The organism is Adhaeribacter pallidiroseus (genome assembly GCF_003340495.1).
Taxonomy (GTDB): domain Bacteria; phylum Bacteroidota; class Bacteroidia; order Cytophagales; family Hymenobacteraceae; genus Adhaeribacter; species Adhaeribacter pallidiroseus.
Genome location: NZ_QASA01000001.1, coordinates 670397 through 694341, shown reverse-complemented (window position 1 = coordinate 694341; position 23945 = coordinate 670397). Strand labels below are relative to the sequence as shown.

General features: G+C 42.7%; 17 protein-coding genes. 6 read left to right on the top strand and 11 right to left on the bottom strand.

All coding sequences use genetic code 11. The features are described from left to right. Positions 1-413: 413 nt before the first annotated feature. The 4 genes from AHMF7616_RS02570 to AHMF7616_RS02555 all read right to left on the bottom strand — a co-directional run bounded on the left by AHMF7616_RS02570 (position 414) and on the right by AHMF7616_RS02555 (position 5293). Complete coding sequence (locus AHMF7616_RS02570; protein ID WP_115371460.1) at positions 414-971, bottom strand: DUF1572 family protein; 558 nt, start codon at positions 969-971, stop codon at positions 414-416. A gap of 65 nt (positions 972-1036) precedes the next feature. Then, positions 1037-1921: an Rpn family recombination-promoting nuclease/putative transposase gene (locus AHMF7616_RS02565; RefSeq protein ID WP_115371459.1), complete on the bottom strand. Its 885-nt coding sequence runs from the start codon at positions 1919-1921 to the stop codon at positions 1037-1039. Positions 1922-2196: 275 nt separating this feature from the next. Then, positions 2197-3642 (bottom strand): glucuronate isomerase, encoded by a 1446-nt coding sequence (uxaC, locus tag AHMF7616_RS02560; RefSeq protein ID WP_115371458.1) that lies wholly within the window; start codon positions 3640-3642, stop codon positions 2197-2199. A gap of 130 nt (positions 3643-3772) precedes the next feature. Continuing rightward, positions 3773-5293: a tagaturonate reductase gene (locus tag AHMF7616_RS02555; protein WP_115371457.1), complete on the bottom strand. Its 1521-nt coding sequence runs from the start codon at positions 5291-5293 to the stop codon at positions 3773-3775. Positions 5294-5876: 583 nt separating this feature from the next. On the opposite strand from AHMF7616_RS02555, the gene AHMF7616_RS02550 reads away from it, so the two are divergent. The 3 genes from AHMF7616_RS02550 (at position 5877) to AHMF7616_RS02540 (ending at position 9578) form a co-directional block, all read left to right on the top strand. Next, entirely contained in the window at positions 5877-7988 is a 2112-nt protein-coding gene (locus AHMF7616_RS02550; protein WP_115371456.1) for a reverse transcriptase domain-containing protein, read from the top strand. 282 nt (positions 7989-8270) lie between these two features. Continuing rightward, the gene (locus AHMF7616_RS02545; RefSeq protein WP_115371455.1) at positions 8271-8822 is read left to right on the top strand and encodes an REP-associated tyrosine transposase; all 552 of its coding nucleotides are present in this window, start codon (positions 8271-8273) and stop codon (positions 8820-8822) included. Positions 8823-9008: 186 nt separating this feature from the next. Further along, positions 9009-9578 carry a pentapeptide repeat-containing protein gene (locus AHMF7616_RS02540; RefSeq protein ID WP_115371454.1) on the top strand — a complete coding sequence of 190 codons (570 nt, stop codon included), beginning with the start codon at positions 9009-9011 and terminating at the stop codon, positions 9576-9578. Positions 9579-9757: 179 nt separating this feature from the next. Here the strand turns inward: AHMF7616_RS02540 and AHMF7616_RS02535 are convergent, their stop codons facing one another. Beyond that, on the bottom strand, positions 9758-10372 hold the full coding sequence (locus AHMF7616_RS02535; RefSeq protein WP_115371453.1) for a short chain dehydrogenase: 615 nt from the start codon (positions 10370-10372) through the stop codon (positions 9758-9760). A 754-nt stretch (positions 10373-11126) separates the two neighbouring features. On the opposite strand from AHMF7616_RS02535, the gene AHMF7616_RS02530 reads away from it, so the two are divergent. Then, entirely contained in the window at positions 11127-13274 is a 2148-nt protein-coding gene (locus tag AHMF7616_RS02530; RefSeq protein ID WP_115371452.1) for a S9 family peptidase, read from the top strand. Positions 13275-13677: 403 nt separating this feature from the next. Here AHMF7616_RS02530 and AHMF7616_RS02525 read toward each other — a convergent pair whose 3' ends face one another. The 4 genes from AHMF7616_RS02525 to AHMF7616_RS02510 all read right to left on the bottom strand — a co-directional run bounded on the left by AHMF7616_RS02525 (position 13678) and on the right by AHMF7616_RS02510 (position 18639). Next, the gene (locus AHMF7616_RS02525; RefSeq protein WP_115375425.1) at positions 13678-14445 is read right to left on the bottom strand and encodes a LytR/AlgR family response regulator transcription factor; all 768 of its coding nucleotides are present in this window, start codon (positions 14443-14445) and stop codon (positions 13678-13680) included. Positions 14446-14461: 16 nt separating this feature from the next. Further along, positions 14462-15496, bottom strand: a complete 1035-nt coding sequence (locus AHMF7616_RS02520) for a sensor histidine kinase (protein ID WP_115371451.1) — start codon at positions 15494-15496, stop codon at positions 14462-14464. A gap of 135 nt (positions 15497-15631) precedes the next feature. Then, complete coding sequence (locus AHMF7616_RS02515) at positions 15632-18004, bottom strand: TonB-dependent receptor (RefSeq protein ID WP_115371450.1); 2373 nt, start codon at positions 18002-18004, stop codon at positions 15632-15634. 224 nt (positions 18005-18228) lie between these two features. Beyond that, positions 18229-18639, bottom strand: coding sequence for a group III truncated hemoglobin (locus AHMF7616_RS02510; protein ID WP_317047577.1), 411 nt, complete (start codon positions 18637-18639; stop codon positions 18229-18231). A 367-nt stretch (positions 18640-19006) separates the two neighbouring features. Between AHMF7616_RS02510 and AHMF7616_RS02505 the strand changes: the two genes are divergently transcribed. After that, positions 19007-19909, top strand: a complete 903-nt coding sequence (locus AHMF7616_RS02505) for a cation diffusion facilitator family transporter (protein ID WP_115371449.1) — start codon at positions 19007-19009, stop codon at positions 19907-19909. Positions 19910-20132: 223 nt separating this feature from the next. Here the strand turns inward: AHMF7616_RS02505 and AHMF7616_RS02500 are convergent, their stop codons facing one another. Next, the gene (locus AHMF7616_RS02500) at positions 20133-20663 is read right to left on the bottom strand and encodes a leucine-rich repeat domain-containing protein (RefSeq protein WP_115371448.1); all 531 of its coding nucleotides are present in this window, start codon (positions 20661-20663) and stop codon (positions 20133-20135) included. Positions 20664-20692: 29 nt separating this feature from the next. Then, positions 20693-22399 (bottom strand): GH39 family glycosyl hydrolase, encoded by a 1707-nt coding sequence (locus tag AHMF7616_RS02495; protein ID WP_115371447.1) that lies wholly within the window; start codon positions 22397-22399, stop codon positions 20693-20695. Positions 22400-23100: 701 nt separating this feature from the next. Here AHMF7616_RS02495 and AHMF7616_RS02490 point away from each other — a divergent pair. Then, positions 23101-23916 (top strand): alpha/beta fold hydrolase, encoded by an 816-nt coding sequence (locus AHMF7616_RS02490; protein ID WP_115371446.1) that lies wholly within the window; start codon positions 23101-23103, stop codon positions 23914-23916. The last annotated feature ends 29 nt before the right edge of the window (positions 23917-23945 follow it).

Here is a 23945-nt window from a genome sequence, read left to right as displayed (position 1 = left end):
GTAGTTGTTCGTTAGTAGTTGTTGGTTGTTCGATTCATAAGACACTACTAGTCAATGTTTTATTCTAAGTTATGCACTTAATTAATTTTGTCCGAGTACTTATATGTTAAAAGGAGGCTCATTCTCTTTAATCAGTCATCCTGGAAGGATCTTATCGGTTACCTACTGGTTAGATCCTTCCAGGATGACTGAAATGGATACCAAGAAACCTAAAATAGAATTTTATATTTCTTGGTAGTACTATTCTTAGTGTAATGAAGGGCTTATTTCGAACGCACGCTAATTCAAAATTCTTTATTGCAGATTGTAAGGACTGCTATATTAGAACAGCCTGTTTTTCTATGATGATAGCTGAACGATCAATTCTAAAATTTAAAAAACACTCCTGCTTTGTTCGTATTTAGCTAGCTTTTTTACTTTAAATCATCTGAGAAATAACCCTTGTGTTTGCCTTTGGCAAATTTCTCGGTGTTAAACTCTACCGATTTTCCTTTTGGAATAGTTAAGGTTTCCCAGTGCTGCCCTTTAATCATGCGCCCCAGGTACACTATTTGCCCAACGTGATAAGAATAATGCGCCAATTGCCGGTTAATGGCTTCCATTATGGAGTGAGCCTGGTTTCGGATGTAAATTTCGGTATTAAAATTTTCGTGGTTAACTGTGCTTAATGCGGCAAACAAGATTTCCCAACCAGCGTTCCATTTGGCAAATAGCTCCTCTTTGGTTTGTATAATCGATTCAAATTCCAGATCGCGGTCTCGCCATTCTTTTTCTCCGTCCGAAGTCAGAAAATCAGTCCAGCGGGATAGCATGTTGCCCCACAGGTGGTTTACGATAATGGCTATCGAGTTACTTTCTTCGTTGTACTGCCAAAAAAAATCATTTCCCTGGAGTTGGTAAAAAGTTTTTTCGCCCAGCAATTTATAATACTCGAATTGCTTCGTAACGCTCTGCAGGTATTCTAGCTCCATTTTGATATTTTTAAATTGACTATAGCAGTTGAGGGTAAAAGCCTTTAGTGGCTTTGCAGAACTAGTTACGCTTGGTTTGTTTTCAACCTTTCGATTTGCTCCCGTGACAAGCCTGTAAATCGAATTATTTTTGCGAGAGGTTCATTTTCCTTCAGCATTTCGGAAGCTACTTCAATTTTACCTTCTTCTATTCCTTTCTCTATTCCTTCCAGTAAACCTTCTTCTCGGGCCGTATCTAGGGAGTTTTTTAAATCGCGGTAGTATTTCAAGCTATCTTCGTAAGAACGGACTTGGTCAGGGGTAAACCGGGCAATTTCAGCAGTTTCAAACAATTTTTCAAATACCCGCTCTCTTAACTTCTCCGGCACTTTGTCTAACCGGTTAAGATTGCGTATTACATACAACCACTTGTCAAACCGGGTTTCCAGTTCCTCCACGGTTTTGTTAAATTTTGGCATTTCTAAGTAAATGAACGTGAGCTTGTCATAGAATACGGCCTTGGTTTCGGTATCCGTCAGTTTAATATCGTACCGGAATTTATTGTGATCCTTTTTATCCTCATCAAACACGAAGTCCAGAATGGCAATGGTATAAACCGCTTTTAGCTCGTAGTTCCAGTCGGCCCGTTTGGCCTGCTCCCGAATGGGAAAAGTAGAATAATAAACAGTGCGGTCTTTAAAGAAATTCTGCTTGGTTTTTTGCAGTTCCACAATAAATTTTTCGCCCCGGTTATTTTCACAATATAAATCAAAGATGGCTTTGCGGTCTAATTCTCCAGTTCCTAAGTGCTCACTTTTCAGGTACGTTAAATCAATTATCTCGCCCTGCTCTTCTTGTAAAAGCACATTCAGAAAGTCCCGTAGTAGGTCCTTGTTCGGTTCTTCGCCGAACAGCTTCTTAAATCCGTAATCGGTAAAGGGGTTGATGTATCTTTCTACAAACTCAGCCATTTCTGATAACTTTACTCAAAGATACACGTTTTCCGGAATCCTGTTTTCGTCTTTCAAACGGGTTAAGCTTTTATTAAAAAGAGTACCCGTCCTTTTTGCGGATTGTCCGGTAACGCTTTTCTCAAATACAGTATCACCATAAAGACCATAGTACCCTCTTGGCAACTACATACCAGAAGCTCATCCACCTATTTGATCAAATTTTGAAATATTTACCAAAAAGCCGGGTTTCTTAGCCTGAGAAACCAAATGGTACCCGGTACAATTTTTTATTTTTAAAAATTAAAGTAGTTTTTAGCGTTGTAGTAGCAAATATCCTGAATGACTTTGCCAATCCAGGGTAGATCTGCGGGCAGTTCGCCGTTCTCCACATCGTCGCCGAACAAGTTGCACAAGATGCGGCGGAAGTACTCGTGGCGTGGAAACGATAAGAAGCTGCGCGAATCGGTGAGCATGCCCACAAAGCGGCTGAGTAAACCCATGTTGGAGAGCGCGTTTATTTGTTTGATCATGCCGTCTTTTTGGTCTAAAAACCACCAGCCTGAGCCAAACTGAATTTTCCCCGGTACTGAGCCATCGTTAAAATTTCCTACCATAGTCGCCATGAGCTCGTTATCGGCGGGATTAAGGTTATACAAAATGGTTTTGGCCAGGCGATCTTCGCTGTCCAGCCGGGCCAGAAATGTAGATAAGGCTTGGGCTTGCCGGAAATCGCCGACGGAGTCCCAACCGGTATCGGGTCCTATTTGGCGGAGCATGCGGGGATTGTTATTGCGCAAAGCGCCCAAATGGTATTGCTGTACCCAGCCTTTCTCGTGGTCCCAGAGCGCAAACTGAAACAACATATCTGACTTAAACTGCCGTACTTCCGAAGGTGTAAGCGCTTGCTGATTCTTAATTTTTTTAAAAATTTGTTCTATTTCGACCATGGTATACTCCTCGGCGTACAGTTGCTCCAGGCCATGATCCGATACTTTACAGCCTTGCTCCGCAAAATAATCGTGACGTTGTTTTAAAGTCGCCAGATACGTATCATAAGAATCAATATTGGTATTGGTGAGCGCTTCCAGTTTTTGAATATAAGCCGACAGTGCCAGTACATCTTCGGCCTGCATGGCTTTATCGGGCCGGAAAGCGGGTAATACTTTTATCGCGAAACCGGACTGTTTTATTTGCTGGTGATGTTCCAGCAAATCCAATGGGTCGTCGGTGGTACAAACAACTTCTACGTTCATGCGGCGCAATAGCGAACGAACAGAGTAATCCGGGGTTTGCAGCAAGCTGGTACAGGTTTCGTAAATGTCGCGGGCATTCTGGTCTGTTAATACGTCGGACACGTTAAAGTAACGCTGCAGCTCCAGGTGCGTCCAGTGATACAGGGGATTACGTAGCGTATAGGGTACGGTAGCGGCCCATTTTTCAAATTTTTCATAATCCGGTTTATCCCCGGTGCAATACGCTTCGGGAATGCCGTTGGTGCGCATAGCCCGCCACTTGTAGTGGTCGCCGTAAAGCCAAATTTGCGTGAGGTTTTGAAACTGGTGATCGCGGGCAATTTGCTCGGGCGGGAGGTGGTTGTGGTAATCAATAATGGGCAAATGCGCGGCAAATTCGTGGTACAACCGCTGGGCCGTTTTGGTTTGTAACAAAAAGTTCTCGTCTAAAAACTTTTGCCGGTTTTTGGTTGCTTCCGGGAAAGCCGCGAACGATGCCTGGTTCATGCTTTTTGGGATAAAATTTACTTTTTTTTAAATTTAATGCTGTATTCGCTTCTCCCTACCAACCAAACAGTTGCGAAGAGTAGCGCCACTTTTGCCCACCGGTGTTCCGGTTTATCTTTGGTTTACTTTTTTACGAGACCACTGTTTTTTTAGCGACTACGTGCTGCAACGCTTGCGCTATACCTGCTTCCTGAATTTGCGTTAAGTAAGCAGCAACCGTCGGGGCAAAACCAGGTAAAGTTGTTAGATCCGCTCCCCATAAATCCGGGTTCTGCAAAGCTTGTTGAGTTACCACCGCTGGTGTAGCTTGCTGCCAATACGTATGTAAAAGCAAGGCCTGATCATCGTTAATCAGGTATTTTTCTCCGGCCAGCTTACCATAATACTTATTGTTTTCTATACTGGTTGCCCGCATAAACTGCAGATACGCCGCAAAGCCAAACGCTATTTGTTGCGGCACCTGGTTAAACAATTCGTAATACTTTAATAAAACCGGAATTACCCGCATTTTTAATTTCGAAGTATAATTCATAGTAATACTGAGCCACTGGTGTTCCAAGTGCGGATTCCGGAACCGGTCGAGTACTTTCCGGGAAAAATCGAGGGAAACGGCGGGTTCTACCGGGTACGGAATGGCCGGCGCTATTTCGTTTTGCATTAAGCTGCTGATAAAACCCGCTACCAACTCCTGCCCCATGGCTTGCTTCACGGTTACCTGGTTGGCCAGAAAAGCTACCCCGCAGCTTAAAGTGTGCGTGCCGTTTAAAAGTCGTAGCTTTAACTCCCGATAGATATCAATATCCGGGGCAATAATAATTCCGGCATCTACTGGCGCAAACGACAATACTTCTTGCACCTTTTCATCGCCCGCAATGGCCCACAACCGGTATACCTCCGACATGGTGAGCAGTTCGTCGTGGTAACCCAGCTCTTGCTCCAGGGCCGCTAGTTTTTCCGGATCGGGTTTGCCCGGCACAATGCGGTCCACGAGGGTATTGCAGAATATAATGCTGGTATCCAGCCATTTCCGGAAACCGGGTTCTGCTTCGAGTTGCTGCGCGAGTTGGTACACGATATCTTTTAGTTTGGTACCGTTGTCCGGAATCAGTTCGGTGGGCACAATAACTAAACCTTTACTCGGGTCGCCGGCAAAAGCCTGGTACCGGGCCCGCAAAACCGCTACTAATTTGCCGGGAAAAGAAACGGGCAGCTGGGCCTGAATAGAATCTTCTACCAGTTGAATGCCTACTTCGGTGGTATTGGATATGACTACGGTTAAATCAGGACTGGCCGCAAATTTTAAAATTTCGGGCCATTGGGTGCTTGCCGAAACTACCCGGCTAATGGCCGAACAAATAATATTTTCTTCTACGGTTTGTCCGTTTTCAATACCCCGCACACAAAGCGTATACAAATTATCCTGCTGCTCGAAAGCACTGGTGTCGCCGTGGTCCGTGGATTTTACCACCACGATGCGGCCGTTAAACATACCGGCCTGGTTGGCCTGGTGAATAAAATAATCGGGTAAGCCGCGCAGCAAAACGCCGGTACCAAACTGCAATACTTTTTCGGGCAGCTGCCGGGAGTCTGCAGTGGGAACCTGCACGTTCGTCGGGGCGATATTTTTTAAATTTTCCTGATTTAAAATCATGGTGTCTTTAGTTTTTTAAATAAATGCCGGAAAACAAACTGCCAAGTCTGATCTTACGGTTGAATCAGTAACTCCCGGAAAATCAAAAATCAATCAATAGCTCCCGGCCTTAAGCCAAGAAATTAGCTTTTTTCCGGGCAGTTTAATCCGGTAAATAGTATTGTTTATTTGCTAATATAGATGATAATAACTACCAAAAAGAGCTTAAAGCCGCATTTTTTACCGGTAACGATACCGATTCTACCGGCAACGATACCGGAAAATAAGCCTTGGCACGAGCTAGATTAACTTATTTATAAAATTTAACTGGTAAACGGTCCTGCTGGGTGTAAAGCGGCTGATTGGGCAGCGCGATGGTTTGCGGAAATAGATGCGTGTGCGTTTTAGAACACCACAAATATTCGCAAGAGGCTTATGCTAAACTTCAGTTTTGGGGTTGATTGATGTCAGAAGCAGGTTAAAATAAAAATTCTCAACTAATATGACATTCATATAAATTGATAAATATATTTTAAAAATACATATACAAATTTAGGAATATTAATTAGATTGGTAAAAACAATTAAGTCAATATAAAATATAAATGATTCAGTTTCAGGCATTTTTAAGTATAGACAATTTTCAATTAGCTTACTCCAGATTAAAAACAGCCTCAAAAACTTTTTATAAAACCATCTATTATGATGATTTAAGAATCTTTGGATACTTTTTAGATGAGAATATTGAGAATATAATAAATCATATAAAACGAGGAATCTATAGACCAGAAAAATGCCATAAAATTTTTATTCCTAAAAAAGACAATTTGGTTAGGCCATTGTCAATGCTAAATTTTATTGACTTATTAGTTTATCAAGCAATAGTTAATATAATTGCTGACAATGCATATGATAAAATTGCCCCGTTCTATAATAGTGTAATCTTTGGTAATATAATAAATACTTCAACAGCTCGCCCTAGTGATAGAGCCTTCTTTTATAAATCTTGGAAAACTCGTTGGAAAAGGTTTAATGATGTTTCTAAAACATACTTTAATGAAGGTTATAAATATCTAAGTGAATTTGATATAGCTTCATTTTTCGACACAATAGATCACAATATCTTATGTCAAATTCTCGAAAACAATTATAAGATAGAAAAACAAATATTAAATTTATTAGCTGATTGTTTAGAAACTTGGACAGCTGATTCTAATCATTCGACTTTCAATAGCAAACACGGTATTCCCCAAGGACCATTAAGTTCCCCCTTTTTAGCTGATTTATATTTAATGCATTTAGATTTAGAAGTTTTAAGAATTAAGAATGTTCAATTTAAATATATTAGATATGTAGATGATATAAGGATCTTTGCTAAAGACAGGATTTCAAGTCAAAAAATAATAGCAGCTCTGGATCTATTTTCACGCGATTTGGGTCTGATCCCTCAAGGAAGCAAAGTCCTTATAAAGGAAATCACCGATATAGATAAAGAGTTAAATTTACAAAACAATAAATTTTCATCAATATCTAAAGAATTTTATGAACTAACAATCGGTAAAGAAGCTGGTAAACTTAAATCTAAAACACATAAAAAACTTAGAGATCGATTTCTAAACTGCTTTAATGAAAATTCATCAGAAATCTACTTAGATAAATCACTTATTAGTTTTTCGTTATATAAATTAAATCAAGATAATGAAGTAAAAATAACTCTGATTAAAAATTACGTTTTCATTCTAACTCATTTTGATGGTGTACTATTCTACTTTAAAAAGCATTTTGCCTTAGATAAGGATGTAATATACTTTTTGGAATCTTTAATTAATGATGAACATATATTATTTCATCACTTAATAGCTTTGATATTTAAGCATTTCCCTGATATTCCTTTTAATGAATCAATTTACTCACGGTATATTAATGGCAATCATAGACATTGGTTAGTGAGGTTTTACATGGTACGATGGTTATTCCAAAACAACAAAATAGAATTAATTTTGATCTCTAATAGCCTAGACAACTATTTTATTGAAAGAGAATTAAATAATTATAAATTTATCATATCAAAAGATCCATCATTTAGAAAATTTTTTGCAACTAAGTTGCTTGAAAATAAAAACAACTTAATTTCACTACAAGGATTATATTTATTGTTTAGTGATGTAGCTTACATTGTGGGTTTAAAATACAATTCAGACCAAAACGATTATATTAGGTATATCTTAACAAAACAGCCGTTAGATATTATTCATCATACATTGAAAGACAAATGGGGAATAATGAACCCTGAAGCGTTTTTCAACCCATTAATATGGCATGAACAGGAAATGTATGAGGAACTACTAAATTCATTCCTAATATTTGTTAAATCTGCAGATATAGATGCCTCTAAATCATTGTTAAATTTAAATTTAGTAAACAACTTGATATTTGATAAAATATGCAAGTGCCTTAAAATAGGATTTAAAACTTTAGAATATGGCTCTAATTTAAATTCTAATAGAATCGAGTACATATTACCAATTTGCAATAGGTATTGGATAGAAATAAATGAAAAAAGAAACCAAAGAACCGAAGCACATTCATATGACAAAGTTGGAAATATAAGAAGCTTAATTACATTTAATGAGCTTAAAGATTTAATAGGAAAAGAAAAACAATCTATAGAAGAACTTTGTAATTTTAATTGGAATATAAAAAACATCATAATATAGTCGATTGATTTTATTGTTTAATTAATCCTTCTATGGCGCGGAAGTTACTTCCGTGCCTTATTAAACGAGCCTTCCTAATCAGCGGGAAATAAGTACCTCTTTATTCTTTTTCCTACTTGGATTAACAACCGTTCCTCCTTATTTTTATGCTATTTATCCTGTTATTTTATAGTTAGTCACGGAAGTAACTTCCGCGCCATAATGGAGCTACAGTAGTGCCTTCCTAAACGTATCTTCCGAATCACGGAGAACTAAGACCCAAACAGGCTTTGTCTGGCAAGCATGAGTGAAAAGTACAAAATACGGGATGCCGATAAAATCTACTTTATCACTTTTGCCGTGGTGCATTGGGTGGATGTATTTACCCGTCGCGAATACAATGACTTACTAATAGAAAGTTTACAATATTGCCAGCAAAAGAAAGGACTGGAAGTATACGCTTGGGTTATTATGTCGAACCACTTGCATTTGGCTTTAGGAACCACCGGGCAAGAACCGTTAAACAATATTATCCGGGATTTTAAAAAATATACTTCCGTTGCCTTAATTCGAGCCATTCAGGCGAACGAGCAGGAAAGCCGAAAAGAATGGATGCTGGCTATTTTTCAAAAAGCGGCGGAAAGTAGCAGCAAACACCAGAAATACCAATTCTGGCAAAACCAATATCACCCGGTTGCGCTTCTGGATAACAGCAAACAGCAACGCTGTCTGGATTATATACATCAGAATCCCGTAAAAGCTGGGATGGTAGCCGAAGCCGAACATTATGTATACAGCAGCGCTTTGGATTATGCTAGTGGGAAAGGTTTATTACCAATAAAGTTTATGGAATAGTCTGGTTAATAGAGAAAGGCACGGAAGTAACTTCCGCGCCATAGTTGAAACCAGCTACAAGCTTCGACTAGTTGGCTTTATCTATATTTGCTTTGCCTTCTAAATAGCCGCTGTACCTAAATTTCTCCTTTTAAAAGCTACTCCAAAAAAATAAAACCCATAAGTTTGCGGACCTAAAACGCGCTTATGAAATTACTGCACGAAGAAGAACTCTTTGATAAAATTGATTTTTCGGGAAAGAAGCTGGCGGGTACGGAGTTTAATGCCTGTACGTTTAAAAACTGCAATTTTGCCGAAAGCCTTTTTGCCGGGGCTTTGTTTGTTGATTGTACTTTCGAGACCTGTAACCTGGGTTTAGTTAAACTAGACCAGGCGAAACTGCAAACGGTAGCCTTTCGGAACTCCAAGTTGCTGGGTTTGAACTTTAGCCGCTGCGCTGATTTTTTGTTTGCCGTTTCTTTTTACCACTGCAACCTGGATTATACGGCCTACGTGGGCAAAAAATTAAAAAAAACTATTTTCGATACGTGCAGCATTAAAGAAGCTAACTTTGCCGAATGCGATTTGAGCGAAGCGGCGTTTTTAAATTGCGACTTATACCAAACCTTGTTTAACCGTACCAATCTCACCAAAACCGACTTCCGGACGGCTTATAATTACGCGATTGATTTAGAGCTAAATACCGCAAAAAAAACCAAATTCTCCGCGGCGGGTTTAAGCGGTTTACTCGTTAAATACGACCTAGTAATTGAGTAGATTTTTCCCTAGATGCTGCGGGCGTTACGAGTTGCTCTTAGTAGTCGGTTTATAGAATAGCGGGTGCTTCGGCGGGTAAGGTAATACCTGCCGCTCTCTTGCTAAACAAAACACACCGAAACGTAAGGAAAATTCATAAAACAAAACTGCTCCTTGTTCCGGAGCAGTCTTTCAGTTTTTCAAATATCACCGGGAGCATAGCCTTCTACAAAAACCGGTACCCCATTCTGCGAACTTTCTACGGCTGCCAGGTAAGCTTCGGCGGTTTTAGCCGCATTGGGCCAGGGCGTGGGGTCCATTCCTAATTGCTCGGCGGTTTCGGCTACCCAAGGCGGGTGCACAATAACCACCCGGCGACCATCAGTTAAATCCAAAGCGGCGGCTTTGGTAAAACCTTCCAGGCCGGCATTCACCATGGCAATCATACTGGTTTTAGGCGCAGGCGCATACGCCAGAAAACCACCGGTAATTACGGCTACCCCCTTGGGGCGCAGTTTGGGTAAGCCATGCCGTACCATATTAATCTGCCCCATGAGTTTGCTCGTTAAACTCAACTGAATTTGTTCTTCGGTCAGGTCCGGTAGGGCCACAAAGGCCGCACTGCCCGCCGCACTAACAATGGCATCTACTTCACCTACCTGTTCAAAAAAAGCCGGAATGCTGGCTGGATTAGCAATATCCACGGCTGGCGTCGAAGACCGCGAAGCGGCAATAACTTCATGGCCTTTTTCCCGAAATAACTGCGCTACGGCTTTGCCGATGGTACCGGTAGCACCCAATACAACTATTTTCATGCTATTTGTTTTTTAGATAAACTACTAATTACTGGTTTATTAGCGGCTCACTAGTTAAAGTTTTAATTAAAAAAAAGGCAAAATATTCTTCAGTGCTCTAGCCCTGATACGCGCGGCGACTCTGGTAGATTTTACCTAAACCCGTTACAAACCTTGTTGCAAAAACAAACCAGATTTAACCCGAAAAGTTTATTTTTAACCACTTGCATTTTACAAACGGAAACCGTTTACCTATCCGGCTTAACTTACTCGCCGGTATTACCAACTGATTTTTGCCATTTCTGTTACCAATGCAGAGGGGTTAGTTCTGGTAAACAAAGGCCTTAAAATAGGGTTAGAATTAAAATAATTTACCGGTTTCTTGTGTTGGTATTGCTGGTGATAGGCAATGGGTTTGTTACATTTAGCCGGGGCTTGTTACAAACGCGCATCTTTTTTAAAAATTATTTAAAATATTCCCGGTTATGGCGGCAGCCGTATTACTCCCTACCCTACTCCCTCCAGAGGCCATAGCCGGTAAGTTTTAGTTATATGGCAGGCACGCCAGCTTGGCTACACTTATGGACAGAATAACCTGAAAGCTACATTTTAACCTTGCAATAAATTCAGAACCAAATACTTCAGAAAAAAATCAAGAAGAAGGCTTATACTTATCCAGTAAAACATTTACTTGCCCCTAAATACCCCCTTAATCTTACTGCATGAAAGGTAAATTTTTAAAAAATGGTTACTTCTGCTTGCCATAGCTTTCCAAATGCATCCGGCTTGGGCCCAAAACAGCGGAACTGTAACCTGGCTGAAAGCTGGTAATGCCTTTGTGCAACAGGAAGAGGGCAATATTGTTCGATTCACCTTGCCGGGGCGCGAAAAACAAGTAATGCTGGCGCAGGAAAAGTTAATTCCGGTTGGACAAACAACTCCTTTGGCGTTTCGCAGCTTTGCATTTTCTCCGGATGAGCAAAAAATTTTACTGTTTACCAATACCCGCAAAGTGTGGCGGGAGCATACCCGGGGCGATTACTGGGTGTACAATTTAAAAAACCAAACTTTAGCCCAAATCGGAAAGAACCAGCTAACCGCCAGTTTAATGTTTGCGCAATTCTCGCCGGATGGCAACCAGGTGGCCTACGTGAGCCAGCATAATATTTACGTAGAAGACTTAAGCACCCAAACTACCAAGCCCCTCACCACCGATGGCACCCGCAAGTTAATTAACGGCACTTTTGATTGGGCTTACGAAGAAGAGTTTTTCTGCCGGAACGGTTTCCGGTGGAGCCCCGATGGCAAAAAAATTGCTTACTGGCAGATTGATGCCAACCAGGTAAAAGATTACTACATGATCAACCTGACGGATTCGGTTTACTCGCAGATACAGCCCGTGGAATACCCGGTGGCTGGCCAGGCGCCTTCGCCTTATAAAATCGGGATCGTAGAAATAGCTACGGCCAAAACCACCTGGCTGCAAATTCCCGGCGACCCGCGCCAGCACTACGTGCCGCGCCTCGAGTGGACGGCTAACCCGAACGAGGTTATTTTGCAGCAGCTCAACCGCAAACAAAACGAAAGCCGGTTATTTATTGGTCAGGCCGGTACCGGTAAGGTTACCCCGATTTACCAGGAAAAAGATGCTGCCTGGATTGATATTTTGCCCGCCTGGGATCAGAAATACACCAATGGCGGTTGGGATTGGTTGAAAAATGGCCAGGAGTTTTTGTGGGCTAGCGAGAAAGACGGTTGGCGTCACTTATACCGGATCAGTCGGGACGGCAAAAAAGAAACGCTGGTAACCCGCGGCAATTACGACGTGATGGAAATTGTAAAAGTAGCCGAGCCCGAAGGAATGATTTATTTTATGGCCTCGCCGGAAAACGCCACGCAGGCTTACTTGTACCGTACGCCCCTGAACGGCAAAGGCCCGGCACAACGCCTTTCGCCCGCCACCCAGCCCGGCACGCACTCCTATATTTTAGCGTCCAACACCAAATTTGCCCGGCACCAGTTTTCGAACTATTACACGCCCAGTAGTACCGAATGGATAAGCCTACCCAACCACCAGCCTTTAGATAAAACCAGCGCCGTAGCGGATGCCGTGAGCAAAGCTGATAAAGCCAAATCCAACCTGGAATTTTTTAAAATTAGAACCAGCGAAAGCGTAGAAATGGATGCCTGGATGCTAAAACCCGCTAACCTGGATAAAACCAAAAAATACCCGGTCGTATTTTTCGTGTACACCGAGCCTTGGGGTCAGATTGTAAAAGACGAGTACGGCATTGGCAGTAACACTTTGTACCGGGGCAACATGGCCCAGGACGGCTACGTATACGTTGCCATCGATAACCGGGGCACGCCTGTGCCCAAAGGCCGGGAATGGCGCAAAAGCGTTTACCGCCACATAGGTTTAATAAATATTAAGGATCAGGCTCTCGCGGCCAAAGAAATTTTAAAAATGCCCTTTATTGATACCGCGCGGGTAGCGGTTTGGGGTTGGAGCGGGGGCGGTTCGGCTACTTTAAACTTGTTATTTCAGTACCCGCAGATTTACAAAACTGGCATTGCCGTAGCGGCGGTGGGCAACCAACTAACGTACGACAACATTTACCAGGAACGCTACATGGGCTTGCCCCAGGAAAACAAAGAAGATTTTGTTAAAGGTTCGCCCATCACTTACGCCAAAAACTTACGGGGCAATTTGCTCTACATCCACGGTACCGGCGACGATAACGTGCATTACAACAACGCCGAGCAGTTGATTAACGAGCTGATTAAATATAACAAGCAGTTCCAGGTAATGCCCTATCCCAACCGCACGCACAGCATTTCGGAAGGTGCGGGGACAAAGGAGCATTTATCTACTTTATATACCAATTATTTAAAACAGCATTGTCCGCCCGGGGGCCGGTAAAAGGTAAAAAATTTAAAAAATGGGATAAGCCGTAATACAAAACAAAAAGCCAGGCGTTTTAAGTCTGGCTTTTCTTAAATACTAAAGCATTGCTACCTTAGTTCGTTTATAACTATTCTTACGCAGTTAATTTCCAACATGTTACAAATTTAAGTAAATTTTTTATAGGTAATTTCTCATTTACAAAGGTTCTGCTGTTAACTGCATTTATCTTGGTAGATATTGCCTACTTACTTGGAGCCTTTTCAAGTCTCCATGCTCAGGTGCTATCGAGTTTGAAAAGGCGCCAAAGAAAGACCATGTAGTTAGCGATGGAAACTCCTGCTTACTATTTTGATCTTTTACTTAAAATTTAAAAAACGCACTCCAAAGAGGCCGTTTTTTAAATTTTTCACGTAGTTCATCACCCTTCCATCCATTCTTTAAACGCCTGCACTTTTTCGCGGCTTACCACTACTTCCTGGGTCAGTTTTGGTTGTAAGTCTAGTTTGAGTTTGCCGTTAAAGTACGTATGAATGTGCTGAATGGCGGGCAGAGTAGCAATTACCTGGCGGTTTAACCGGAAAAAGTAACTGGGCTCCAATAGCTTTTCGAGTTCTTCCAGATGGTAATCAATTAAAAAATGCTTGGCGTCGCGCCGCACCAGGCACACCAAGCCGTTAGAAGTAAAAAAATACGCAATTTCTTCTTTCTGGATGGGTACTAATTGCTCGTGGTGCTTTACTAAAAAACGGTTTTTGTAGCGTTTACCGGTAGTTTGTAAGCTATCCAGTAAGGAGTCAATTTTAAGCGAGTAATCGTTTACCGACAGTAGTTGCATTTCTTTAAATTTGTGCACCGCCGTTTGTAGTTCCTGAAACTTGATGGGCTTGAGTAAGTAGTCGATGCTTTTTACTTTAAAAGCTTTAATAGCGTATTCGTCGTAGGAAGTGGTAAAAATAATGGGGCTTTTTACCGGAAATTCTTCGAAGATCTGAAAACTTAAACCGTCGGATAACTGAATATCCGAAAAAATCAAATCGGGCGCCGGGTTTTCGGCCAGCCAAGCTAACGCGCCCGACACACTTTGGATTACGGCCAAAATCTGCACCGGACTGTTTAATTTTAACAGTAATTTCTCCAATCTTTCGGCCGCCGGGTACTCATCCTCGATAATAATAGTGGTGGTCATAATTTTTTTAAAATTTTCAGGCAAAGCTGGGTTGCAACAAAGGCAGCCGAACTTTAAAAAAACTGGCTTCCTTTTTAATTTCAATGTGTTCCTCCGATAGTAATTTGTACCGGTTGGCAATGTTCTGCAGTCCTACTTTGGTGGAGGTTTCAAAAATTACTTTCGCTTCCAGATTATTCACTACCGATAAATACTGGCCCTCTTCCTGCACAATCCGGATGTGGAGCGGCTTTTCTTTCGAAACTATGTTGTGTTTAATGGCATTTTCCACGAGCATCTGCAAACTCAGGGGCGCTACTAACTGGTGGTACGCTTCCGGCGAAATAGCCTTGGTTATTTGTAAGTTATCCCGGAAACGGACCTTGTTTAAATACACGTAATCATCCAAGAAATTCATTTCTTCTGCCAGGGTTACCGTATTTTTATCGCGGCTGGTTAATACATAACGGTACACATCCGACAGTTTTTCCAGGTACTCGCCCGCCGCTTCATTTTCCACGTCAATTAAGGCCGCCAAGGTATTTAAACTGTTGAATAAAAAGTGCGGATCGAGCTGGTTTTTTAAAGTTTCCAGTTGCGATTGCACGTTTTCGCGCGCCAGCGATTCGGTTTTCTGCACGTTCTTTTTCCATTCGTCAAAAAAGTAAACGCTTTCGTACACCATGGTAACAATGGCCGTGGGTATTAACGAAATTAAAAAATCATTCAGGAGCGTATGCCGGGGTTCGTTACCGGACCACAAAAAGTGGCAAACCTGGTTGCTGAGGGCGGCTACCAGAAAGGTGTAAATTAATATGAAAATGCCCTGGGTGATCAGCCGTATCCGGGTTTGATGAAAACCCGGATATTGCCGGCGAAAAAAGAAGAATGCTTGCCGGCAGCCTTCCCAAATGGTTAAAGTAGTAAAAAAAGCCATGAACCAATGTTGCAGAAAACCCGGGTCGCCGGTTAGTAGTTCATTAATATGCATGATCGCCGCAATGGTAAAGCTAATGAGCGGGATGCCGATCAGCCGGGCCGTACCATCCCGGGCGAGTATATTCGTTTCCATTCGTATCATATTTTTTCTCTTTCGGATGTCCGGCAAAATCCGGATCTGGCTTTTGCCGTTTTTTTAAATTTTACTCCTTAATATTACTTCTTTTAAGCCTGAAAATCAATTAGAAAACCATTAATAACCTGGCACTTAAAAAGTAAGGCGGTAAAAAGGTATGGGTAAAAAGCCTTGCTGGTAAGCCGTACCAATTCGTTGGGTCCGGGGATTATAGGCACGCTGGTACACGTTTTCTTTGTTGGTAATATTTTGCAAATCCAGGGCAATTTCGTGGGTCAGGCGGCTCCGGTTAATTTTGTAGCCAAACTTAAAGTCCATCCGGAAATAACTGCTCAGGTTTTCGCTGTAGGCGCGGTTATCTTGGTAAACCGTGGTGCGTTGCTCCGCCGATGCGGCTAAGTCAATGGGGCGCACGTACCGGCCGCCGGCGGAGGTAATTTTCCAGTTTAAGCTGAGCGTATTATTCCGGTTGCCCAGGGCTATTTCTTTGCCGGCTAAGGCATTTACCACGTATTTGCCGTTAAATGGCGTATTGCGCTCCTGGCCATCGCTGCCTTTGTATTTAGAATTAAACAGCGAGTTGGTAATTAAAAAATAATAGTTGTGGGCGAATAATTTCTCCAGGGTAACTTCCAGACCGTAGTTGCGGCCGGTGCCGTTATTCACCAGGTTGCCTTTATCAATGGGGGCAAAGTCGGCCCCTTCGGTAAGTACTGAGTAGTAACTAGGTTGTTTCTCGACGGGCGCATCAAAAATGGCCTGGTAATAGATTTCGGTTTTTAGTTGCAGATTAGGTGCTAAACTTCTTTGGTAACTTCCTACAAAATGGTGGCTGCGGGTAAATTTTAAATTTTTGTTGCTGAGGTCGTAAGTACCATCCGGGTTTTGGGTTTGGTAAAACGAAAGCAGAATGGGTTGCACATTGCTGTGTAAACCGTACGCCACACTTACCGAGCTGCGGTTATTTAGTTCGTAATTTAAACCCAAGCGCGGCTCCAGCACCGTTTGGTTATTCAATTCGTAATGCATCCCGTTCAGGCCGGTGTTTAGCGTAAGTTGTTCCGTGAACCGGTGTTTCCATTGCACATAAGCTTGCGCCAGCGTAGTTTTCCCTTCGGAATTGCGGAACGCCTGGGCAACCGGGTAAAGCTGGCTGTTGCTTAAGTTAAAGCGGCTTAAATCTAAGATAACTCCCCCCGCTATTTTATCGCGGGCACTAAATTTATGGTTAACCGACGCATTTACGGATAACTTCTCGTTCTCAAATTCCGACTGTTCACTAGGGATTTCCGCAATTATTTCTTTGCCGTCGCCGGCGTTGTACAGTACGGTATCGGCGTTGTACTGCTGGTAAGAACGGGAACCCGAGAAAGTTAGCCGGCCGTAAGTATTGTTGGTAAAACGGTGCTCGTAGGCCAGAGCCGCCATGCCGGTAAAAAAATTCACCTTTATGTTGTTGTTTTCATCGCCGTAGCCATCGCCATCGGTACTCACGTCTTTGCCCAGAAAAGTAATGTTGCTGCGGCCGCCAATCGTCCAGAAAGATACATGGCCCTTGGCACCTACCGGCACATCGGTTTTAAAAGTAAAATCCTGATAGTAAGGCGTGCCGGCAATTTTGTAACCCAGGTTGGCCATTAACCCGAACAACGAATAGCGGTAATTTACCAGGTACGAGGCTTTTGATTTTTTGCTGTACGGACCTTCGGCCCCCAATTCAATGCCGTTAAAACCAACCTGCACCAAGTGTTCTTTTTTCTCGTCGTTGCCTTGGCGTAAGCGTAAATCAAACACCGAACTTAAGGCATTGCCGTACTCGGCCGGGAAAGCCCCGGTTAAAAAATCCGATTTAGCTAATAAGTTGGCGTTGAGCATCGGCACTGGTCCACCGGAGCTGCCCAGCGCCCCAAAATGATTCGGGTTCGGAATATTCACCCCTTCCAGGCGCCACAGCAAGGTAGCCGGCGAGTTGCCGCGCACCACAATATCGTTGCGGGCATCGTTGGCGCCGCTTACGCCGGCAAAATTAGCGGCCATGCGCGAAGGATCGCCCAGGCTGCCCGCGTATTTTAAGGTTTCGCCGGGGTTAAAAGGCCGGGCGCTCACGGTAGCCATTTCGTTATTGGTTACGGTAACATCTTCGGACCGGCGGTACGTGACTACGGCTTCCTGCAGTTGCGTAATACTTTCAATTAATTGCAGATCCAGCACTACTTCTTTCCCCGCGTTCACCACTACATCTTTTAAAAACAAGTCTTCGTACCCCACCAAAGTAAGACGCAGGTTTACCCGCCCGACGGGCACCTGGGTTAACCGGAAGCGGCCGTTTCCATCGGTAGTGGTACCCACGGCGGGCGCCGGATTTAACAACAACACACTTGCTCCCGGAATGGGAGTTTTAGAAGCCCCGTCCGTAACGGTACCGCGCACCACCTGGGTAATGGGCTGGGCCAGCAATTGTTGCGCGAAAGTGCACAAAAGTATAAATAAGAAAAGCTTTTTCATTTTGGTTAGGCGTTAAGTAAAACATAGACCAAAACTCTTGAAAAAGCCGCCTTCAGAAAACCGGAAGTAGATTGAAGTGTCGAATGGAAAAGGTGAAACGTCGGAATTTACTTTTAAAAACAAAAGGTAAAGGCAGTTTTTTAAATTTTTTATTTTTCAACGGACTATTTCCCAGATAAGTGCCGCCGAACTCCTGCTTTTACTGTTTCTTTAGATTTGAATTTCTAATGTGTAATGGTAGGAATACCTGGTTGATGCCCCTGAATAATGGCGATTTTATTAGAGAAAATACGGGCAATGTTGGCGGCGCGCAGTTTAGCCTCATCGGCTATAGGCCCGCTGAAGTTTTCAATTACAGTTTGGTTAAACAAAAGGAGCCATTGGTCAAAATGCAGTTCATTTACCGGCAAAAAAGCGTGCTTCGGAAAAGGCTGACCAGCGTAGGTATACGTGCCTAATAACATAGAACTCCAGAATTGGTACATGATCGGCAAATGCTTTTCCCAGTTTACCCGGGCGTGGTCGTTAAAAATAGGAGCCAGTAAAACGTCTTGGTTTACTTTATTGTAAAAGCTATCGACCAAATGTTTTATATCGGCTTCCGAGGTAATATCCGCTAAAGGCTTTTCCATCATAAATTTATATGGGATAAACAAGTTAAACACCTTCAATCATTCCCGATAAGCGTACTTGTTTACATTTTACAACCGGACGTTCGGTTCCTGTTAAAATAATTTAAAATTATCTCTTTAAATACACGATTGCATTATATTTTTAAAAATTTACCGTTTAGTATTGGGGAACTTACCGGCTTGCTGCAAAACTAACAAGTACCAAAAAACGACCCAAGCCGGGCTGCAATCAATCTTGGTTCTAACATTCGGAGATTTTTTTTGTATTGCTTTATTTATAATTCCCAAACCAATCACAAAATAATCTTTCTTGAGTCAACCATTCAAGTAAAATGCAGTAGGTATTCGTATTAAAAACTTAATCTGGATTATGGCGGCTTCTAAAGTTCCTTTGTACAGTGCCCTGGCGGCCAATTTAGCGATTGCGGTTACTAAATTTATTGCGGCCAGCATAACGGGCAGTTCCGCCATGATTTCGGAAGGCATTCATTCGGTGGTAGATACGGCCAACGAAGTGTTGTTACTGTACGGCATTCACCGGAGTAATAGACCTGCCGATGCCCGTCGGCCGTTTGGCTACGGCAAAGAGTTATATTTTTGGGCATTTATTGTTTCAATTTTAATTTTTGGCATTGGCGGCGGCATTTCGTTTTACGAGGGCATTACGCACCTGCAACACCCCACGATCATCGAAGACCCGAAATGGAACTACATTGTGCTGGGTTTTGCCTTTTTGTTTGATGGTGTTTCGTATATTACCGCGCAACGCGAATTTACCCGGCAACGCGCCGGTACGCCCTTCTGGACCGCCGTCCGGCAAAGCAAAGATCCTTCTACGTTTGTGGTTTTATTTGAAGATGCCGCCGATTTGCTAGGTTTAACGGTAGCCTTTCTGGGTGTATTCCTGGGGCATTATTTTCAGAATCCTTATTTTGACGCGGTGGCTTCTATTTTGATTGGGGTAATTCTGACCGCTATTTCCGGTTTATTGCTCCGCGAAAGCCGCAGTTTGCTTATGGGTGAAATTGCCGATGAAACTTTGCTGCAGGAAGTAATGCAACTGGCCCAAGCCAACCCGGCTGTTGCGCAGGTAGATAAACCGCTCTCCATGCACATGGGTCCCGAAGAAATAATTGTGGTTATTCCGCTTACGTTTGAAGAAGATATTTTGAGCCGGGAAATTACGCAGGCTATCAAAGATATCCGGCAAAATATTCAAAGCCGCATTCCTACTATTAAACAACTATACATTGAACCCAAAATAGAGGATTAGTTAGCCAAACAGATGGCTTTGGACAAGTAAAAATTTAAAAATAATTGCTTGATTAGGAGGCTAAATAAAAAATACATTATTCCATCAAAAGCCACAACGGACTTGTTCCCAGTTCTTAGTAGAATTACTTTAATCCTAATGCTTGTTTCTTGCTACGAGTGTCTAAAACGGACTGAGCTATGCTGCGCTTATGCACTATAGGTGTTGTTACCTGCTTTACTGCTTAGTTTATACTATCTGCATATTCCTGAATAGTCACTATTATTTTTATTTCAGGAGATAAAGACTTTTTTACTACTTCAAAATCGTCCCTACTAAGCTTAACATCCACAATTTTTAGAACTTTAAGATTAGGCAACCTTTTAAGTTTATCTAACTCTTTTACAATATCCAACTCAGTATTAATTGATAAGTCCAATACTTCAAGCTGTTTTAGCTTTGTAATAGAATTAGGTAATGTTGTTAACTTATTTGTATTCAGAATTAATGTTTTTAATTTGGTAAGCTTACCAATCCTTTCAGGCAATTTAGTTAAACTGTTAGCTTTACTATGGTCTGCAGTCGATAACGGGGGGTAAAAGGATATTTCGCAACTACCTAAGTCTAAATAAACAATATTAGTGTTCTCTAATACCTCATTAGGGATGGCCGTCAAGTGTTTTCCTCTTAAATCTAATTTTATCTCAGAGTGATTCACAGTAGGTTTAGAGCAGGAAATAAGCAATGGGAGAACATAAGCAATTATAGTTTTCATTTGTATTGCTGGTAGCTATCGTCTAAATACTACTGCCAGGTGTAATCCAGCAACGATACACCCTGGCGCGGCAGCTGCATGGTTATTTGCGTTTGCCCCTGATTAGCGGTTATTCTTTTTGGCGCGCTCAGGGGGTGTAGTTGACCAGCTTTTTCCAGTTCTTTCATTTGGGCAGCCGAGGGTTGCTGGGGCGAGCCCATCTTTTTCCAAACTTCGTAGGAATTGCTGTGCTCCTGATCGATGCGGTAATGCGTAAACGTAACTGGTTTCGCGGGTAGGCCAGTTATGGTAATGGTTACCGGCGAAGCGGGCGCGGGTACATCATCGTCGTGGTAATTCCAAACCATGATGGCCGCCGATTTTACACCGGAGCTGGCTAAAGCGTTAATGTCCGGTTCCGGACCGCGCACACTGTTATCACGCACTTGCAAAAACGAGTACGCCGGATTACCGCTTACTTGTACCCGCTGGCCTTGCATTTTACCGAACATCCGGAAAACATTCAGCACCGGTTTATCGACGCCGTTGGTAGCTAGGTCGCGGAAGCCGTAAAACCATGGCTGGTTTTCAAATTCAAACGACCACGACACTGCCCCCTTAAAATTAACTTTAAAATAATCGGCTAAAGCGTATTTACGGGCAAACGAGGCCGCGGTATAACTGGAGTACATAGTACCGTTGCGGTAGGCATTTTCGGGATTGGTTTGCATGCCACAAGCCGCGCAGCCTTCCGGGTCGGATTCGCCAATAATAATCGGCAATTTTTTTAATTCCGGGTAAGAAGCAACAATTTCAAAACCACTGGAGATATCGCGCAACTGTTGGCCCATGTTCATGCGCACGGCGCCGTTTACCACTTTGGGCGCTCCTTTGGCGTGAAAAGCAATAAAATCCAGGGGCGTACCTACTTTACCCGTTACATTGTTGGTGCCGCGCAAGCAATGATCTAAGAAAAAATTTAAAAATTTGGCCGCCCCGCTGCCCGCTGGCCCGGTTACGTGCGGCCCGCCTACTTTGGCGGTGGGCAAGGCCCGTTTTACAGCATCGGCGGAGTAATCGTACAATTTACAGTATTCTTCTACGGTGCCACCCCAGTATTTGCTGTTGGGTTCGTTCCAGAGTTCCCAGTACCAGGTTTGTACTTTGGCTTTGCCGTACCGGTCGATGGAGTGTTTTACCCAGGCGTAGATTAAGTCGGCCCATTTTTTATAATCTTTGGGCGGGTACGTCCAGCCGGCAAAAATTTGTTCGTAGGATTGGCCTGGTTGCCAATGATGGCCGTAAGGCTGCGGTTTTACTGATAATGCTTCGGGCATGAAACCCATTTGCGCCATGGGCCGCATGCCTCTTTCTACGTAGGTATCCATAATCCGGTCCACAATCGTCCAATCGTACACGGGGTTGCCGTTGGCATCTTCGGTGTAGGCATTGGTGGAGCCCCATTTTAAAGCCGGGGTGCCATCGCCGGTGGTAAGCAAATTGTGCGCCCGCACGTAAACCGGCACCGGACTTAAAGCGGCCAGCTCCGACAAAAGCTTTTGGCCATCGCGCATGTACGTATAATTAGGTTCGTCGTAGCCAAACCAGGCCCATACGGGTTCCATGGGCGCAAGGGGCTGTTGCAGGTTAATGGTTAAGTTTACTGCTTTGGGCGGCGTATTTTGAGCCTTAACCAATCCACTACCGCTAAGTAGTAATAACAGCAACAACCAGAATACAAAGTAGCCTCTTTTCATAAAAAAACCTGGGAAAAAGGATGGGTATATTTGTTAAATGTAAGAATACTTTCTTTAAAATCAGGAATAAACAGCTTTACAATCTGCACCTTTTCAGTTTCTTTTCCGGACAAGGATTTGTTTTATAAAAAATTATTGAAATGGCTCTAGTGAAAAATGAGATTGCTTTCAAAATTAAATAGCCTTTAAAACCTTCTGGAACAACTTAAACAGTGATGTTTTGTAGATTTGAAGAAGTACTTTGTAGCCTATAATTGCTAATGCTTCACAATTTAAGTCCAGCATACATTTTGCACCACAGCCAAAAAACTGAACTAATTTTTACTGTATCCTTTTACAAAAACAAGCATTTGGTTTAAAGCCCCGGTTAAAACATCCGGGGCTTTTTAATTTTCCGGTCAGTAGGTTTTTGTATGTGGCAGGCATTTCGCTTAATTTGCAAAATGTGGATAAATTTTATAAAGATTCTGGTATAACTTACGTATAAGCTTCAAGATTCTTCTCTCGTGATTTTTAACGTTGGTTCTTTTACTTGTAGTGGCCATTTGGTTTAGCCTTTTTAAAGCCAAAACCTTGTTGGCACATTAGTCTAAAATTTAAAAAATACTGTTCGGATGGTAGTTTTTAGGCATAGCAAAGAGTTGATCCAGCAATTTCAATCCAAGTTTTTACCCTTAATGGGTTGTTTATAGTGCATATATATGGATGTTTTAAAAAGAAATAATGTTAAAATAATTGGCCGGGGAAAAACTCCCTTGCTTTTCGCGCACGGTTACGGTTGCGATCAGAACATGTGGCGTTTTATCACGCCTGCTTTTACCAACGATTACCAGGTAATTCTTTTTGATCACGTGGGTTTTGGCCAGTCGGATGTTTCGGATTATTCACCCGCCAAATACTGTTCTTTGCAAGCCTACGCCGACGACGTGTTGGAAATTTGCGAAGCGCTGAGTTTAGAAGAAGTAATTTATGTGGGTCACTCGGTGAGTGCCATGCTGGGCGTTTTGGCCGCTATAAAGGCTCCAAAGCTTTTTCAGAAAATAGTATTAATTGCGCCTTCGCCACGCTATATCAATGAACCCGGCTATACCGGCGGATTTGCGGAATCGGATATCCTTAGTTTGTTGGAATCGCTGGATAGCAACTATTTAACGTGGTCCGGGGCCATGGCGCCGGTAATTATGGGCAACGCCGACCGGCCAGAGTTGGGCGCTGAACTGGTGAGCAGTTTTTGCCGGAGCAACGAAGAAGTAGCCCGCAACTTTGCGCATCTTACTTTTCGGTCGGATAACCGCGCCGATTTAAAAAAGTTAGTTAAAAAAACGTTGATCTTACAATGCCAGGAAGATGTTATTGCGCCTTTGGAAGTGGGCCACTACATGCACCACCACCTTCCGGAAAGCACTTTGGTAGTAATGCAGGCCACGGGTCATTGTCCTAATTTAAGCGCCCCCGCAGAAACCATCCAGGCTATCAAAGACTTTCTAACCCACGACCATTATCTCGTGAATCACTAATTTTACATTTTGCCCGTTCTTATTCGTAC